An 18,088-nucleotide genomic window follows, 5' to 3' on the forward strand; every position below is an offset into this window, starting at 1 on the left:
GGTATCCGGCGAAGGCGAGGCGGACGATTTCGCGAACGGTTGTTTCATTTCGTATGAGGAAAGGAACTCTTTCTTCCTGATGAAACTTGTTTCTTCATTCCTGATTCTCTTAGTTGTCGCGCTGACATGGGGGCTGCGGCAAGATCGATCCGGGGACGCCGACAAAAATTACTTGACTGCGGTGGTAACCGTTATAAACACATCGTCTCTCCAAAGGGTAGATCAATTATTGAAAATCAATCTCTCAGATTTCAAGACGCGTCATCCTGATTTCAACGAATACAATTTCTTCATCACGTATCGTGGAAAAGAAATCGCGAGTCAGGTTGCGGATTCGAATCTCGACGGGAAAGCGGGCAGGATACTTATCGCAAGTTCTTTTGGCCCGAACGAAACGAAAAAATTCATTATTCGTTACTATCCCACCGGAAGAAAATTTAGAAATTATCCGCTCCAGACTCAGGCCCAGTTGGGAATGAAGGTAGATTATGACAAAGTGGGGGGCTACTATACTCGCGGAGAATTCAGAACTGTGGATTCGACAACCGTACCGGCTGACCACTTCGCACACGATGCGCTTTACAGGATAGAAGGTCCGGGATGGGAATTGAAGTGGATCGTATACAGGTTTTATCTCGATTCAAGGAACAGGACCGACATATTCGGAAAAACGACAGGCGATATGGTACTGCAAAGGATCGGAGTAAACGATCTGGTGTCCGATAGCAAGGAGTCCTATTCAAGAATGCTCGATTGGGGAATGGACATATTCAAGGTCGGCGAATCGTTGGGAATAGGATCCGTCGCGATGTGGAACGATTCGGGTGCGGTAACTGTGAGCAATGTCTCCCGGGTGAGATGTTTCATCCGGGAGGACGGACCGATCCGTTCAGCAGTACGTACCGAGTATTCCGACTGGCATGTTGGGAGCAAGAGCTATGAACTCACGACGGTGTATTCTATATCTGCAGGAAGCAGGCTGACGAATGTTGCCCTGTCGCTGCACGGTAAAGATGCCGAGATGTGCACAGGTCTTGCCAGGCACGCCGACTGCATCTTCACGACATCCTCCGGCGACACCGGCAAGCAATGGTCATATATCGCGCTCTATGGAAAGCAGAGCCTTGCAGGAGATAATCTCGGCACTGCAATCTTCTACAAGCAAGCTGACGTTATCAGACTGACAGGCGATTCACTTAGTCATATCGTTGTGTTGCGTGCCTCCGGCGGGAATCTGGAATATTACTTCGGAGCTGCATGGGAGAAAGAACCCGGAGGCATCAAGGACATCCGGACCTTTCGAGCTTTTTTAGAGAATGAGAGAGCAATTTTGGGGAAACCCGTGGAGATTCGTTATTGAGATGATAACACGATCTCGCTTGGCGTCGCCTGCTGAATTTCAAGGTCGTCACTTTAACCGCGGGCGGGATCTGTTTCTCGGTTAAAGTCGGATTCGCTCGGAAGAAATTTGAACACTCACATATAAGTATTTGCAGGAGACGGAAATGAACCTGGCATCGTATCGGAAGATCATCGGATCGGTTTGTGCAATCTCGATGATCATGACATTGATCGCGGCATCTGCGAATGCTCAGTCAAGAAGCAAGATACAGGGCACCGTGAAAGACGCGAAGACGGGCGAGCCATTGATAGGCGTGAACGTGCTGGTTGTCGGGACAACTCTTGGCGCAGTGACCGATATCGACGGAAACTACTTTATCGTCAATGTCCCTGTCGGTACTTATGATGTCAGGGCTTCGATGGTTGGTTACAGTCCTACTCTTGTCAAGGATGTGATCGTGGCGATCGAAAGGGTCGCGACGGTGAATTTCTCTATCGAGTCTGCCGAGATCAGAACGGGAGAAGTGGTGGTGATGGCCCAGCGCAACGAGATGCACAAGGAAGTCTCTTCAACTCAGATGATTGCGACAAGCCAGGACATACAGACCGTTGCCGGCATCAGGGAAATCAATGCCTTTCTCGCGAAACTTCCAGGAGTGTCTACGGATGCGAACGGGTTCCTCACGATCCGGAGCGGAACAGCGGATCAGGTCGGAACACTTCTGAACGGGCTATCATATAACAATGCGGCCGTCGGCAATTCAGAGACGACCGTGCCGTTAAGTGCGATCGAACAAGTCTCCGTACTCTCGGGCGGATATAACGCGGAATACGGGAACTTCCGATCTGGATTGATCAACATTACTACCAAGAGCGGCACGACTTCTGGCTACCACGGAACAATCACGCTGTCCAGCGACCAATCGCATATGCGCAGGTTCGGACAGTCTCTGTACGATCCGCATAATCCTGTGCTCGAACCTTACCTGGATCCGAGCGTCGCGTTCATCGGTACGGATTCCGCGTGGGCTAACGATCCATATGACAGGCAGCGGCACACCAGCTTCACCGGTTGGATAGCGCAGGCAAATACTTTTAATCAGGGCAAATCTCTTGCTAGCCAGGCAACTCCGCTCGAACTCTACCTCCTCACGTCATGGATGACGATGTCTGTCCCAGACTACGCCGGCCTCGAAAAGGAAATGACATCCAATCCTGCCATAATGGGAGTCATGACCAGGACTCAGGCAGACTCTCTCATAAATGCCACGCGTAAGGCAATTGCACAGCATGCTAATAAAGAAACCGGCAACGACTATGATCTTGACGCGGGTTTTGGTGGTCCGCTTCCCTTTTTCAGTCACGCGCTCGGCGACGCTACGTTCTACGTCTCCAACAGCACCACTCACCTCAACTACATCGAGCCTGTTACTCTCAACAGTGATTTTTCCTCAACTTCCCTCATTACTATCAAGTCGAACATGTCAAACGATATGACACTGACATTGAACGGACTGTGGAAAAGGGAAATCGGTGTGAGCCCAATCCGTCCAGCGAACGGTGATGCGCCGGACATCAGCGACAGGGGCGGACTTATGCAGCAGAATAACCTTAAGTATGTCCAGGACAATACAGGCATCATAGGCGACAACTTCAATTATTTATACGACCAGGCTTACTTCCCGATACTCGATCAGACCACACTCGTCCTCGGAGCGACATTCAACCATCTGATAAGTAAGACCACTTATTATGAGTTGACATTCAACCGTCTGCAGATCTCTGACTACACTCCGACGGGCGATAACCGGAACACCAGTTTGGTTCTAGAGCTCGGACCGTTCAATCTGGATGAATCGCCATATGGTAAACTTCAGTGGGCCGGGAGTCATCAGGTCTACTCCCCGACCGACACCTTCAGATTTCCTTCTTACGATGATCCGCCCGGAATCACGAACCTCAGATTCAGAAGCAAAGAGGGCGACCTCCACGACAACTCAAGAACGTACCAGTACCAGGCTAAGGGGGACATCTCGTCACAAATCGGTGAGCACAATTTTGTCAAAGGCGGGTTCGAGTATAACGAGATAACATTGGATCATGCCCTCTACGAATTATGGAACAACAATTCGTACAACACTTATGAATTCGATTACGACGAGAAGCCAAGCCAGTCTGCTCTCTATCTCCAGGACCAGGTTAGCTACGGCGGTGTAGTGGCAAATCTGGGTCTCCGGTTCGACTATTATTATGGTGGCGGTGGATTATGGCCGGGAAATGATTCCGCGGCTGCATTCTCGGCGCTCCTCCTTCCGCAGGACACAACCGGCCTGTACAGCTACCTCCTGACGGGGAACTCACAAATCTGGCAGATATGGGAAGACTCAAACAGAGTTCATCCGGGTTTTCTGCAGCCGATCAAGAACTTCTGGGCCCTGAGCCCTCGTCTCGGAGTCTCATTCCCGATTACCGATAGATCGAAGTTCTATTTCAACTACGGCTACTTCCGATCCAATCCGCCATACTATTCCATGTACGAAATAAAATACAGATATACGAAATACGGTACTTACCAGATGTCAAATCCGAATCTGGAACCGCCTAAGACAATCTCTTACGAGTTGGGGGTTGAGTACAACTTCCTGGATAATTATCTCATCCGCCTCTCCGGATATTATAAGGATGTGACGGGCGAAGAGGGCGATGTGAATTTCAAGAATAGTGCAGCGACAATCCAGTATTCGGGATTTGTGAACAACCAGTACGAGGACACGAAGGGCCTCGAAGTCGAGTTGTCAAAGAACGACAACTCATGGATCAACGGCTGGGTGAATTTTAATTACGCGCTCAACAAAAAGGGGAACGCCGGACTGCAGAATATTACTGATCAGCCGCCGGTCGATGCCGATTACTATCAGGCTAATAGTTCGCCTGCCGTTCCTGTCCCCGCTCTTAACGCGGACATCACCCTCAGGTCTCCCGCAAATTGGGGACCTCAACCTGCCGGAATAGACATTCTCGGGAATTGGTCCATGACCGTCTTCGGCACATGGAAAGCCGGAGACTACTTCACCTGGAATCCTCTGGGACAATACCCGCAGATACCGTATTACAATCTCGAGTGGCCGGACTATTACAGAGTCGATCTCAAACTTACAAGAATGATCTCAATAGCCGGAATAACCGCGTCCGTTTACCTGGATGTTACGAATGTGCTCAACCTGAAGATAAATGAAATGGGCACGCTGAATGCCTTCTCGAGCGTGTTGGCTTCGTCTACTTATTGGAATGACAACCAATCTGATGAAGCGCATTATCTTGCCTCGCTGCATCTGCCGATGTACAATTCTCCCCAATTCGATGCACTGAGACAACAGTATGCCGCACAAGGTTGGTATGTCCCGGGAAATGACAGAGTCGGCGACCTAAATTCTCCGAGCAAGCCATACATCTACAGTCCGTCGTACGCAGATCTCTTCTTGTATGATCAGCCGAGGGATATATGGTTCGGAATCAAAGTGGATTTCTAATCGTTCAACCAGCGGAGTCAGAAATGGATTTTCATGCTAAGAGAAAGACGCGAGGAGCGAGAACTTCCTACGTTCTCGGTCTGGTACTGTCAATGCAGCTCGCGGGATTCGGAACCCTCTTCGCTCAGAGTCGCGAGTTGCAGACAACCAGCATCAGGCTGGCCCGAATATGGGCGGGCATGATCGCCAATGGCGGCTCCACAACTTTTAACCCGTCGGGAACCAGCACCTTCTTCCCAAATGATTACGGCATCATAGCGGACATGTCGCAATACGCAGATGCGATTACAGGAGCCGGCGTATATCTGACCGCCGTTCATTGGCCTAATCACGCTAATCACGATTCCGTCGAAAGCGCTGCCGTGTACCAGTTTACAAACCAGTATCTTCAAAACGGGAGGGTGATTCGCGCACTTACAAACTATCTGCGGTATCAGTATCCGCAGGAGACTATCAACAAGGTTCACACACCCACGGCGCTGTTCGGCACTTACAACCCCAGCTATCCCGGGTTTCGGGACAGTACGTTTGATGAAATCGCGGAGGTTGTGGACTCTACAATATTTGGCGTGACCGTCGACAGGAAGATACTAGTTTGGTCGCAGACATTTAACAACGATTACATAATAGCAGATCTTGTCTTCACGAACATTGGAAGCGATACTCTTGACAGTCTCTACATCAACCTGCAGGAGTCAGGCGGGAATTCGATCTTCTCGAACGGATCGAATCCGGTTGGATCTGTGGACCCGACACTTTCGTGGCAACATTACTATGGCGGCAGGCCAGGAGACAGCCTGAGAGTGTTCTACGAATACAGCGCCGACGATCCAAGAGTTAGCGGAGACAACATGGGCGCACCGCAGGTCTCATCAAACGGTCGACTTATTAATCCCAACATGTCCTACTACGCTATCCTTCACGCATCTGCTGCACCGTACGACAGCGGATCCCCGGATGCCGACGACCCTCTCCAGCCTAAAGTGACCTATATAGGAGTAACAAACAGAATTCCCTATAACTCCGCAGACGATATTTATGGAAGCAAAAACTTCAGTGCTATCAGAGGGACTTATTCAGATCAATGGCCGATGCCGAGCGCAATCTCCGGCACACACCATGGCTTGAATAATGACGAGCTCGGAACCAACGACTACACGAATTACATCGCGGGAGCTTTCCAATCAATATCCTATCGGACTTGTAGCTTCGGTCCCTACACCTTTCTGCCCGGCAAGAAAATTCATATCGTAATTGCGAGCGGGTTCACGGGCATCGGATACCAGACCGGACAGCAAATTGGCAACCAGTGGCTGGACGGAACGCTTCAGGATCCGCCAAACACAGCGTCGATTCCCGAATGGAACGCAAGAACCGGACTCTTACCCGGTACTTTTCAATTCCCCTCCGGTGCAACCCAGGTAGATATGGCAAAGGATCGCTGGATTAGTCTCGGCATAGATTCAGTGATGCTGAGCGCGTGGAGGGCAAAATGGAACTACGAACACGATTACGCCATCCCACAAGCACCACCACCTCCTGCCACTGTGACTCTCACGACCACGAGCCTGGCAATCGAGATAGACTGGAGCGATCCACAGGCGGAAGCATTGTCGAATTTCGCGGGCTACAGAATCATGCGCAGGATCTCTAATTACGACACAGTCGAATACTCTCCCATCTATGATTCCGACTCGACAGATCTTTCTGCCGCTCATACGACTTACGATTCGATCAAGTATTATGGAGCTCAGATTTATTATTACGTCCAATCGAAGGCGCGGATCGGGTACAATGATCCAAACGCCGATCCGACAACTCGCGGGAAAATCATGTACAGTGGCAGAAACCTGGATTACAACACTCGTTTTATTTCCCCCACGAATTTTCCGCAGAGCGACTTGTCTAAAATCCGAATCGTCCCGAATCCATACAACATCAGCGATCCGCTGATATATGATTCGAAACGCGGACTTGGTGTCAGCAGCGGTAGGGTACTTGTGTTTTACAATCTACCTCCGGTTTGCACGATCAAAATCTTCACTGAGAATGGTGACCTTGTGACTACCATTGACAAGAGCAACCCCCAGCAGGGGTCCTATCCATGGAACATGCTGACCTCAAGCCAGCAACTGCCGGCAAGCGGCGTTTACATTGCAGTCTTCCAGACCCCGGACGGCGCGACTTCTTACCAGAAATTCATCATCGTACGCTGATCGAAGATGAGGATGCCCAAAATGAAACCGAGAACTTTTTTGATGATCACAATTCTCGCCTTTGCGCTCGGAAAAAATGCCGCAGCTCAAGTCGACCTTAACAAGGTGGCACAGAGCACGATGAACTTCCTGCTCGTCAGTGTCTCGCCTGTAGCAAGCAGCATGGGAGAGGCCTACTACGCAGTGGGGACGGGTGCGGATGCCATCTTCTACAATCCGGCGGGAATGGCCGAGATGAACGGGGCCGACTTAAATGTCAGCCTCAACTATACACAGTGGATAGCCGACATCAATTACTACGCCGGCGCAGCGTCGTGGAACCTCAAGAACTATGGTGCCGTGGGCATCAGCTACCTTACAGTCGATTACGGTACCATAAATGGCACAAGCCTGAATCCACTCGGCGGATACATAGACAACGGACCGGTGCAGAATGTCGGCGCCTATTCGCTGGGACTCACTTATGCTAAATACATCAACACTCAGTTCCTGGCCGGCGGCAGCATCCGATACGTGGGCCAAAGCCTGGGTCAAAACACTTTTTACGACGGTACCACATCGAATAACAGAATCGGAAAACTGGCTTTCGATCTGGGTGTCAAATATCTTACGGGCTTCAAGGACTTCAGGTTCTCAATGGCGTACCGGAATTTCTCCTCGGACGCCAGATACATTTACCAATCCCAGGAACTTCCGGCTACTTTCACACTCGGAACAGCCATCGACCTTTTGGATTTCTTCGACGAGAACCACGACAAGGGTAATTCCGCCACGCTGGCGGTCGACTATCTTCACTCGAATAATTATTCCGAACGCATCAACATGGGACTGGAATTGAGATATCTGGGCATCGTCGCACTTCGCGGCGGCTATCAGACAAACCGCGATGTCCAATCGTGGTCCGCAGGAATCGGCCTGAATTCCGATGTGGCCGGCAACAACGTCGAGGTGAATTACTCCTTTTCGAAAATGGACCTGTTCAACAACGTCAACCGGTTCTCCGTTGACTTCTCTTTCTAGAAGGACAAATGCAGATTCGATTCTCTAAATATTTGATTCATCGTCTCCTCCTTATCTCCTTCTGTATCCCTCTGGCGGTCGCAGCGGCTGCCTCGCCTGACTCGACCGCCGGAGATTCTTTAAAAATAAATCTGGAGAAGGCGAAAGGAGATACGCCCTGGTGTGCCTGGATCGCTGACGCCCTGATGAGCAGGTATCCTAAGTATGCGGTTTATGATACGTCGAACATAAAGTGGGACTACGATCAGGCGCTAGTTGAACATGCTCTCTGGAATGTTTGGAATAAAACAGGAGACCGCAGGTACCTGAACTATTTGAAGAGGAACATCGACTATTTCTTGACCCCCGATGGGAATTTGAAGACTTACAATTTCAACCAATTCAGACTCGACGACTTGCTGCACGGGAGGACCTTGCTCGATCTGTACAAGTTGACAGGGGACCGAAAATACAAGAACGCTGTCGATACTCTGAGGAAGCAAATCGCAGAGCAGCCGCGCACACCGGAAGGTGGATTTTGGCACAAAGAAATTTACCCTGATCAAATGTGGCTCGACGGACTGTACATGGCCGAGCCATTCTATTCTGAATATGCCGAAGTATTCGATGAACATCGTGATTTCGACGACGTCGCCAGACAATTCATTCTTATGTCCAAGAATTCCCTCGATGCTGTTACCGGTCTGATATATCATGGCTGGGACTACAGCCGGAAACAAAAATGGTCTGATTCGACAACGGGCTGCTCGCGGGTTTTCTGGGGACGCGCGATGGGTTGGTATATCATGGGACTTGTCGACGTTCTCGATTATTTTCCCAAAGATCATCCTGACCGGAGGAAACTTCTCACAATTCTACGCAATCTTTCGGAATCGATATGTAAGTTTCAGGATAATCGGACTCACCTCTGGTATCAGGTTGTGGATCAACCCTCAAGATCTGGAAATTATCCGGAAGCTTCGGCGTCCGCGATGTTTATGTACGCGTTCGCGAAGGGAGCGACAAAGGGCTACCTGCCTCGAAAATACTTTACAATATCGCTGGGTGTGTTCGACGGTCTTGTGTCGAACCTGATGAGACTTGATTCGAGCGGACTACCGTCGCTTTCCAATGTCTGCACCGGCGCAGGACTCGGCGGCGACCCCTACAGAGATGGGAGTTATGAATATTATGTCAGCGTTCCGAAGAGTGATGACGATTTCAAAGGAGACGGCGCCTTTATACTGGGTGCTGTTGAGCTCGAGAAGGCGGGCTTGATAAAATAAATGCTGATTGCTGATACTGCCGAACGGCTGAGTTCAAAAATGAATCACGCGAATAGATATCTTCTTCCAGCTCTAGTCCTCTCGATTCTCTCCGTCAGCTTCGTGCCTGGCGGACCCGTTGACGTGTTTCTTATCGGTGACTCCACGATGGCGGACAAGCCGCTTGCCGATTATCCCGAACGCGGATGGGGACAGATGCTTCCGATGTTCTTCAACGACAGCGTTACAGTGAGGAACTACGCGCACAACGGGAGAAGCACTCGAAGTTTCATAGACCGCGGCGAATGGGACGAAGTGTATAAGCAACTTCATCCCGGAAGCTACCTCTTCATACAATTCGGCCACAATGACGAAAAGAGATCAGATTCAACGAGATACACCGACCCTGAGACCAGCTTCCGCGGGAACCTCATCAGGTTTGTCGAGGGCGCACGCGAGAAGGGAGCGGTCCCCGTCCTCATAACACCGGTCAACAGGCGGGAGTATGATAAGAGCAACCATATAATTGAAACTCATCTCGAATATTCCCGCGCGGTACGCAGTCTTGCCACAGAGGAAAATGTTTTCCTTATTGACCTGGACAGTTCAAGTAAAGCCCTTTTCGATGCGGTTGGCCCCGACTCTTCCAAGAAAATATTCCTGTCGGTTAGCAAAAACGAGTATAAGAGATTGCCTGACGGAAAGGAAGACAACACACATTTTCAACAGGGAGGCGCGATACGAATCGCGAATCTCGTAGTTGACGCGATCAGGAAATCGGCCCTGCCGCTTTCACACGACATCCTTTCGCGGGATACGGTCAATTCGATAATTGGCGGAGGCGTTGATAAAGTGGTCGGATTGGATTGCTACCACAACAATGAATGGAAGACAGATAAAGATGGAAAGGAAATCAGATACCACTACATCTGGGAAGACGAAGAGAACTCGGGCTATTCTGAGCTTGGAGGAATAATAACAAACCTGAACGCGCGCCTGTCCGAACTCGCGACAGCTCCGTCCGCAGAACTGTTGCGGCATTACAGCGTCTTCATTATCGTGGATCCCGATACCCCGTCGGAGACGAAGGATCCCAAATACATTGAACCCGACCAGGTCAAAACAATAACGAGCTGGGTCGAATCGGGAGGAGTCCTGTTACTGTTCGCGAACGACAAAGGAAACTGCGAGTTTTTCCATCTCAACCAACTTGCCGAACAATTCGGAATTCATTTCAATGAAGACAGCCGAAACGATGTGGTCGGCCAGGACTACGATACGGGAAAATTCGACAATCTTCCCGATCATCCGGTGTTCAGAGGAGTTCACAAAATATTTCTGAAGGAAATCAGTACGCTCACAGTTCAATCGCCTGCCACTCCTCTCCTGCGCGACAACGGAGATGTGATCATGGCGACCTCTCATGTGGGCAAAGGCCTGGTATTTGCCGTGGGCGATCCATGGCTTTATAACGAGTATCTGGACAATAAGAAACTCCCGGTCGGATTCGAGAACTACAAAGCCGCGAGGAGTCTTTTCCGGTTCCTTATTGAAAGATCGATGTCTATAAAAGAAAATTAGAATTTGAATTCATAAATGAAAGTCAATTGAGAAATGAAAAAGTCTATTCTGAACGAATATCGTTTTTTTGATTCCGATCCTGTTGTCAGGAAAATAGCGTTTGATTTGTATTCGAGTGTAAGAAATCTTCCGATTATAAGTCCGCATGGTCATGTAGATCCGGCGACTCTTGCGGACAATCTTCCTTTTCCTGATCCCACCGAGCTCATCATAATTCCTGACCACTACATTTACAGGATGCTTTACTCGCGGGGGATCCCGCTCGAGTCGCTGGGAATACCTTCCTCGGATGGCGCACGGGTCGAAACCGATCACAGGAAAATTTGGCAGACATTCGCGGATAATTACTATCTCTTTGCAGGAACGCCGACGGGGATATGGCTTACACATGAGTTCGTCGAAGTCTTCGGAATAAACGAGATTCTGAATTCTAAGAACGCGATGAAGTTTTACGACAAAATAAACAACAAACTTCAGACGCCGAAGTATTTGCCGAGAGCGTTGTTTGAGAAATTCAAAATAGAAGTGCTTACAACGACGGATTCGCCTTCGGATAGCTTGAAGTTCCACTGGAAGATCAGGGAATCCGGGTTGAAAGGAAAAGTGGTGCCTTGTTTCCGCCCCGATGCGTTGATCAACATAACAAAGAACTCATGGAAGGCGGAGATCGATGCTCTCGGTGCCGCTTCCGGTATAGATGTGAGTTCGTATAAGAACTTCATCAGAGCACTTGAGAACCGGAGGGAATACTTCAAGTCGATGGGCGCAGTCTCTACGGACCACGGAGTGGAGAGTCCGTATACTCACAGGCTTCCTTCCCTGGAGGCCGAAGACTTATTTAAAAGAGCGCTGAAGTGTAAGGCGACCGACGACGACCTTGCGGCTTTCACGCCACACATGCTCATGGAGATGGCGAGAATGAGCTCCGAGGACGGTCTTGTCATGCAGATACACGCGGGAGCATTCAGGAACCACAACGCAAAGGTCTTCGAGCGTTTCGGTTCCGACAGGGGAGGCGATATCCCGGTACGCACCGAGTTCACGCGAAACCTGCATGACCTCCTGAACGAATTCGGTAATAATCCAGACTTCACTATGGTGGTTTTCACACTTGATGAGTCTGCGTACTCAAGGGAGCTTGCACCTCTTGCGGGTCACTATCCCGGGATGAAGCTCGGCGCTTCGTGGTGGTTCCATGACAGCATCGGCGGGATGAGAAGGTACCGGGACGAAGTGACGGAGACGGCAGGCTTTTACAACACGGTCGGTTTCACCGACGACACTCGCGCTTTCCTTTCAATCCCCGCGAGGCACGATTTGGCCCGGAGGATGGATTCCAATTTCCTCGCAGGCCTGGTGGCCAGGCATATCCTGAGTAAAGACGACGCACGCAAGATCGGCATGTCTTTAGCGTACGATCTCGCCAAGAAAACTTATAAGCTTTGAGAGCCATTATGAAGTTTAGAGAACACCGGGCATGCGGTTCCTTTATTAAAACTTCTATAACTTTGACAGATGGAGTTGTGCTTGGCCGAATTCGGTTGCGAGGCCATTCGATCGCACGCGCCACCCGGAAGTCAAGCCTATCTGTCCCGCCATGCGTTGAAGCGTTGATAAACGGCGAAGGCCGGTCCAACTTGAGAGAGGAGAAATACATTGAATAAGCGGCAACAGGTTACTCTGGACGACATTGCAAAGAGGCTGAACGTTTCCAAGGTGACAGTGTCCAAGGCACTCAGAGGACATCCCGATATTTCAAGGGAAACCACGAGACGCGTCAAGAAAATCGCCGAGGAGCTTGGTTATTCACCGAACTATATGGCGAGAAACCTCTCCTCAAAACGGACTAACATGATCGGCGTGGTCGTTCCGAAGATCGCGCACTTCTTCTTCAGCGCGCTGATCGAATCGATTTACGACACGGCTTTCCACAACAACTACGAGATAGCTCTGATGGTCTCACAGGAAAATGTTGAACGCGAGAGGAAGCACATAGAAACACTTCTCGCCATGAGAGTGGACGGTCTGATAATCTCAGTCACTGAACATACGCGCACGAGTGCTGCGATCGAAAAGGCAAGGGACCTCAGCGTACCCGTGGTATTCATGGACAGGGTTCTCGAAATCCCCGGCACGAGTAAAGTGACCGTGGACGACCGCGGAGGGGCGTCGAACGCCATCGAGCTCGCCATACAGGCAGGGTACAAAAAGATCGGTCACCTCGCAGGCTACCAGGACATAAACATCGGGAGGAAAAGGTATGAAGGATTTGTCGACGCAATGAAAAAGCATGACCTTCCCATAAATCCCGATTGGATAGTTCACGGCGGATTCGGTGAAGACGACGGCTACAGGGGATTCAAGCAGATCCTTCAGAACAAGAACCTGCCCGAATTCATTTTTGCAGTGACCTATCCCGTCGCGCTCGGCATGTACGCGGCTGCAGAGGAAGCGGGACTCAGAATACCGGAGGATGTCGACGTCATTTGTTTCGGCACAAGCGGATTCCACCGGTTCATAAAACCCTCCTTGACTTATGTCGATCAGCCTACCGATGTTCTCGGAAGGACATCGGTTGAGCTTATGCTGGAACATCTCAAGGCCGTCGATGAACATGAGCCGAAGAATATTGAAGTCCCGACCAGAATTGTCCAGCGAGAGACCTGCGTCAGGCGCGAACCGAACCGGAAACCCGAACTTATCAAAAACCACAACTAGCGGCATGCGCGAGCTTCTGACACATTCTCTCTTGAGCGTCGCCGTCCAATCTTATCCCGGAGAGCCTCGCGGGGTTGGAGAATTGGCAGGATGAGTACGAATGGCTTCTGTATGAGGGTGCATGAGTGCGGGATTCATCGAATTCAATGAAAACTCAACGCTTTCGGGCAGAATCGGACGAAATGAAACGAGCCGGGTGTCTTGACATTTGCATTCTGCGGAGATAAATTGCCATTCGAGAGTAAACGATTAAGTTATCGGTCAAGTGGCCAAAACACTGAATCTTCACCGGGTACTTTCGGTCTGCGACACTCGTTCGCTCGGGTCGTCGTCGATATCCGCCGGGTTGCAATTGCTGGCTCCGGTGTGTCGTTCCTGGACTTAGCTTTGATCCTGGCTTGCCGATAAAGTATAAGCGGTGGGATCAACGGCCACTGCGAGAATGTCGAGGTAGATGCAATTCGCGCTCCGCCTTGAAGCAATTAGTTGATTCGGAAGCGCACTGAAAGACTGAGGAAGGATGTGTAGAAGAATTTCTTTGTCACTACTCCTGCTTTCCGCGATCACGACAAAAGCGATTTCCGCCGACAATCATTTTCTTGCGGTTGGGAAAGACGGAACATTTAAGACGATCTCGCAGGCCATTTCCTCCCTCCCCATGTTCAACTACGAGCGCGTTGTCATTTATATCGAGAACGGCATTTACAGCGAGAAGATCAAAATCGACCGCGACAACGTGACACTACTCGGCCAAAGCAGAGACAGTACAATCATCAGCTATTACCAATTACATACGGACTGGATAAAGAATCCCGATTCGATTGGTCCGGCCGTCGTGAATATTCACGCGGATGACGTGGTGCTTGACAACCTTACGATCGATAACATTCAACCTGAAATTGGTCCGCATGCATTCGCTGTGTACGGAGACGGCACGCGCACGGTCATGACCGACTGCAACGTCCTCAGCAATGGAGGCGATACCGTCTCGCTGTGGAATTACAAGACGGGAATGTATTACTGTTCCAACTGCACTTTCCAGGGAGCGGTGGATTGCGTCTGCCCGAGAGGCTGGTGCTTCATAAGAGATTCGAAATTCTTTGAGATGAAAGAAGGTTCGGCAACTATCTGGCATGCAGGCGGCTACGACAGGAGTCAGAAATTTGTAGTGGTGAATTCATCGTTTGACGGTGTGAAAGGATTCGAACTCGGGAGGCACCACTACGAAGCGCAGTTTTTTATTTTGAATTGCACTTTCTCCGACAGCATGGCAGACAAGCCGATCAATAGAGTAACGTACGAGGACTCTTCAGAGAACAGGTCGTTCAACTGGGGCGAGCGGGATTATTACTACAACTGCCATCGAGGCAATCTTTCGAGCGGCGACAGCGGCGATTATAAGTGGTTCTCCGAGAACCTGGCCTCCGCCGACGGATCTCCGATGCCCGGAGACATCACGCCGTTCTGGACCTTCGGGGGAAAGTGGGATCCCGAATCCACGGTCGGCCCGGGATTGGTTGACCATGAACTCCACACAAGATACGTGCTGTTCCATTTCCCGGAACCGATGACGGTCATCGGGAAGCCCGTCCTGATTTCAGCGAACGCGACCGAGTTGACTTACAGTTCAGGAAGCGGCTCTAACACGCTCCGCTTCGACTCAGTCAACGATTTGATGGAAAGGGACCTGGAAGGACTTCAGGTGATGACAGCCGAAGGTGCATCCGCATCCAGGGTTGAGGGAAATACTGCAGGCATTCACGAGCGTGATGCGAACTTCGACATCAGGAGAGAATAGCATACGTGAATTTATTTCGAAGGAGATATTATGATTAGCGCTTCTATGCTCGAGTCTTTGATCGAGGGCTGGTCTAACGCGGTGGTCGGTTCGAAAATTGGAGAAAGTAATTCTGAAATCGAGTTACCGACAGCTGAAAACAAAGAACAAAATGATATCACGAGCCTGCTTCAGATATTCGATGGCGATAAGATTCCCGGTGATTCTGAATCGATACGCAAATTGCACGAAACGAATTTCTAAAAAATAAAACTTGGAGGTAAAATGAAAAGAAGGTTAATGATTCTTTGCGCGGTGGCAGCAAGCCTGATGGTGTTGGGTGCGCAGTCTTCGGCACAGTATTACAGATCAATAACAAGTGGAAACTGGTCGGCGAGTGGGACCTGGCAGACATCCACTGATTCTTCAACTTGGGGAGCGGCGTCGAATGGTCCGACCGGGACTGAAAGCATCGCAATCCAGGCGGGACACACCGTGACTATCGACGTTGCCGCTGATTCGGTCTACTCAGGCGGCAGGTTGTATGTATTCGGGACCGTTGCCACGCTCGGAACTACGAAGCTCTTGATTTCGACTACCCATACGCCATACGGGACTATGAATGTGGAAAATGGCGGGACTTACAACCATGTGATGCCCGCCGCTTCAACCGGCGCCAAGAGCGGATTAATTCCAAGTGCTACATGGCTGACTGGATCAACGATCCTCATAACGGGCACAGCTACCGGAAGCTCCTTCGATGGCGGAGCGGCTCAGAATTTCTACAACTATACGTTCAATGCCACCAGCCAGAGCGTTAGCTTGGGAATGGGATTTGGCAGTCTCGTGAACGGACAGCCAATGGTAATTGGCGGCAACCTATCTTTTCTGAATACGGGAACCGGCCGCTGCCAGTACTTCACAAGTACCGGCGGTTCATTTAAGGTCATGGGCAAGTTCATTATCTCAGGATCTTCTAACGTTACCATGACTGGCTCCTCAAGTAGCCAGAATGATACAGCTATGATCTACGGCAACGTTAACGTAAATACGACCGGGAACTTCTCTATTTCAAGGGGAAGCGTTGGCAACGTTGGAAATCTATATTACTGGTTCTTTGGTGACACCGTATCAATAACGGCTGCGGCGATGCAGAACTCTGACACAGGTTACGTTGCATATACTTCATGGGTGTTCAAGAAGGCAGGCACGCAATACCTCAAGTTCAATCCCACGGCTGTGAGCAGCAACAGAGCATTCAACGTTCAGGTTGATACGGGGTCGACAGTTGAACTTCTCGCGCCAACCCACATCGTAAGCAAGCTTTTTCTGAATGGTGGCAAAATTGTCTCATCAAGTGCAAATCCGCTCATAATGGGTTGGTACACTGGCTCGGTTTTATACTCTGGAGCATTAGGCGCATCGCCCGACACAGCAATCGTGCAGGCGGGGAGTCCCACGAGCTTTGTTGAGGGACCGATGAGCTACTTGTATAATAGCGCTGCCGGAAAGAGTTTTACTTACCCCATTGGCAAAGGTAGTGCCTATCGTCCTGTGACCCTCAGCTTGAGTCAGACCGCCGCAACTCTGTCTACCTACACCGCCGAGATGTTCCTTGGCAATGCGAACACACTGAATTCTGTTGGATCAAGCGGCTTGGATCATGTCTCATACGTAGACTACTACAATATTGCTGAGTCAGGCGGTGGCTCGGCATTTACTGCTGGCGCCGTCACTTTGAGCTACGGTACGCAGGGCGTCAATGATGGCGTATGGGATCCAACGGCAACAAGTGTAGCTCAGGGGCCGGTCAGTGGAGGTTCGTGGGTTGATCTTGGACCTGGTGTAGTATCGGTAGGTTCAGGATCACCACAGACAAACACCGTAACATCCACCACAGCATTTACCGATCTCACGACGGATGTCATTTTCACTTTAGGTAGCCTCACAAACACAAGCGACAATCCTCTCCCCGTCGAGATGACTTCATTCACCGCATCTACGGATCAGGATGGAGTAACTCTTCACTGGTCGATGGCCTCCGAGCTCAATAACACCGGCTGGGATGTCGAAAGAGCGGCAATCGACGCGAGCGGCAATGCCGGCGCTTATGCGAAGATCGGTTACATCAAGGGCGAGACAAACAGTGTCTCCACTACGAACTATTCATTCCTCGATAAGAAAGCGCTCTACGGTTCGTATGAATACAGGCTGAGACAAATCGATGTGAACGGAGATTCGAAACTGTCGAACACAATAAAGGTTTCCCAGCTCGTGCTTCCGAAGACCATCGAGCTCGGAAGTTTCCCGAACCCGTTCAATCCGACAGCTACTCTCCGGTTCGCTCTCCCCAAGGGAGGTAGAGTCACACTAGAGATCTACAACGCGATCGGTCAGCTCGTCACAACTCTCGTTGACAGGAATATGGAAGCGGGGATTTTCGAAACAACATTCGACGCATCATCGCTTCCGAGCGGCCTCTATATGGCAAGGTTGAAGGTTGACAACTCAGCCATGTTCACTAAAATGCTGCTGGTTAAATAAGGTCATCGTTATTTTTTAACGGATCCCGTCCGGTCGTGCCCTTATGGTCAGGCGGACCGGGCGGGATTCTTCTTTGTAGTCTGAGACACAGGCGGAAATTCAGAGATTGCATAAAGC

At 50.3% G+C, this 18,088-nt stretch carries 11 protein-coding genes; all 11 read left to right on the top strand.

Going from position 1 to position 18,088, the window contains the following annotated elements:
• The first annotated feature begins 79 nt into the window (after nt 1–79).
• The 11 genes from VIS48_15990 to VIS48_16040 all read left to right on the top strand — a co-directional run bounded on the left by VIS48_15990 (nt 80) and on the right by VIS48_16040 (nt 17,971).
• Nucleotides 80–1,360 carry a DUF4861 family protein gene (locus tag VIS48_15990; protein HEY9167656.1) on the top strand — a complete coding sequence of 427 codons (1,281 nt, stop codon included), beginning with the start codon at nt 80–82 and terminating at the stop codon, nt 1,358–1,360.
• Between the two features lie 145 nt (nt 1,361–1,505).
• On the top strand, nt 1,506–4,871 hold the full coding sequence (locus tag VIS48_15995; GenBank protein ID HEY9167657.1) for a TonB-dependent receptor: 3,366 nt from the start codon (nt 1,506–1,508) through the stop codon (nt 4,869–4,871).
• Nucleotides 4,872–4,894: 23 nt separating this feature from the next.
• Entirely contained in the window at nt 4,895–7,087 is a 2,193-nt protein-coding gene (locus VIS48_16000) for a hypothetical protein (GenBank protein ID HEY9167658.1), read from the top strand.
• Nucleotides 7,088–7,108: 21 nt separating this feature from the next.
• Complete coding sequence (locus VIS48_16005; GenBank protein ID HEY9167659.1) at nt 7,109–8,107, top strand: PorV/PorQ family protein; 999 nt, start codon at nt 7,109–7,111, stop codon at nt 8,105–8,107.
• An 8-nt stretch (nt 8,108–8,115) separates the two neighbouring features.
• Nucleotides 8,116–9,372: a glycoside hydrolase family 88 protein gene (locus tag VIS48_16010; protein HEY9167660.1), complete on the top strand. Its 1,257-nt coding sequence runs from the start codon at nt 8,116–8,118 to the stop codon at nt 9,370–9,372.
• A 39-nt stretch (nt 9,373–9,411) separates the two neighbouring features.
• Complete coding sequence (locus tag VIS48_16015) at nt 9,412–10,932, top strand: GDSL-type esterase/lipase family protein (protein ID HEY9167661.1); 1,521 nt, start codon at nt 9,412–9,414, stop codon at nt 10,930–10,932.
• Between the two features lie 33 nt (nt 10,933–10,965).
• Nucleotides 10,966–12,378: a glucuronate isomerase gene (gene uxaC, locus VIS48_16020; GenBank protein ID HEY9167662.1), complete on the top strand. Its 1,413-nt coding sequence runs from the start codon at nt 10,966–10,968 to the stop codon at nt 12,376–12,378.
• A 210-nt stretch (nt 12,379–12,588) separates the two neighbouring features.
• Nucleotides 12,589–13,650: a LacI family DNA-binding transcriptional regulator gene (locus VIS48_16025; protein HEY9167663.1), complete on the top strand. Its 1,062-nt coding sequence runs from the start codon at nt 12,589–12,591 to the stop codon at nt 13,648–13,650.
• A gap of 520 nt (nt 13,651–14,170) precedes the next feature.
• Nucleotides 14,171–15,448, top strand: coding sequence for a pectinesterase family protein (locus VIS48_16030; GenBank protein ID HEY9167664.1), 1,278 nt, complete (start codon nt 14,171–14,173; stop codon nt 15,446–15,448).
• Between the two features lie 30 nt (nt 15,449–15,478).
• Nucleotides 15,479–15,691 (top strand): hypothetical protein, encoded by a 213-nt coding sequence (locus tag VIS48_16035; GenBank protein ID HEY9167665.1) that lies wholly within the window; start codon nt 15,479–15,481, stop codon nt 15,689–15,691.
• A 21-nt stretch (nt 15,692–15,712) separates the two neighbouring features.
• The gene (locus VIS48_16040; protein HEY9167666.1) at nt 15,713–17,971 is read left to right on the top strand and encodes a T9SS type A sorting domain-containing protein; all 2,259 of its coding nucleotides are present in this window, start codon (nt 15,713–15,715) and stop codon (nt 17,969–17,971) included.
• The last annotated feature ends 117 nt before the right edge of the window (nt 17,972–18,088 follow it).

This window comes from Candidatus Kryptoniota bacterium, assembly GCA_036567965.1.
Taxonomy (GTDB): Bacteria; Bacteroidota; Ignavibacteria; order Kryptoniales; family JAKASW01; genus JAKASW01.

Coding starts and splice junctions, on each gene's coding strand:
- VIS48_15990 (HEY9167656.1), top strand. CDS start 80: ATGAAACTTGTTTCTTCATTCCTGATTCTCTTAGTTGTCGCGCTGACA.
- VIS48_15995 (HEY9167657.1), top strand. CDS start 1,506: ATGAACCTGGCATCGTATCGGAAGATCATCGGATCGGTTTGTGCAATC.
- VIS48_16000 (HEY9167658.1), top strand. CDS start 4,895: ATGGATTTTCATGCTAAGAGAAAGACGCGAGGAGCGAGAACTTCCTAC.
- VIS48_16005 (HEY9167659.1), top strand. CDS start 7,109: ATGAAACCGAGAACTTTTTTGATGATCACAATTCTCGCCTTTGCGCTC.
- VIS48_16010 (HEY9167660.1), top strand. CDS start 8,116: ATGCAGATTCGATTCTCTAAATATTTGATTCATCGTCTCCTCCTTATC.
- VIS48_16015 (HEY9167661.1), top strand. CDS start 9,412: ATGAATCACGCGAATAGATATCTTCTTCCAGCTCTAGTCCTCTCGATT.
- uxaC (HEY9167662.1), top strand. CDS start 10,966: ATGAAAAAGTCTATTCTGAACGAATATCGTTTTTTTGATTCCGATCCT.
- VIS48_16030 (HEY9167664.1), top strand. CDS start 14,171: ATGTGTAGAAGAATTTCTTTGTCACTACTCCTGCTTTCCGCGATCACG.
- VIS48_16035 (HEY9167665.1), top strand. CDS start 15,479: ATGATTAGCGCTTCTATGCTCGAGTCTTTGATCGAGGGCTGGTCTAAC.
- VIS48_16040 (HEY9167666.1), top strand. CDS start 15,713: ATGAAAAGAAGGTTAATGATTCTTTGCGCGGTGGCAGCAAGCCTGATG.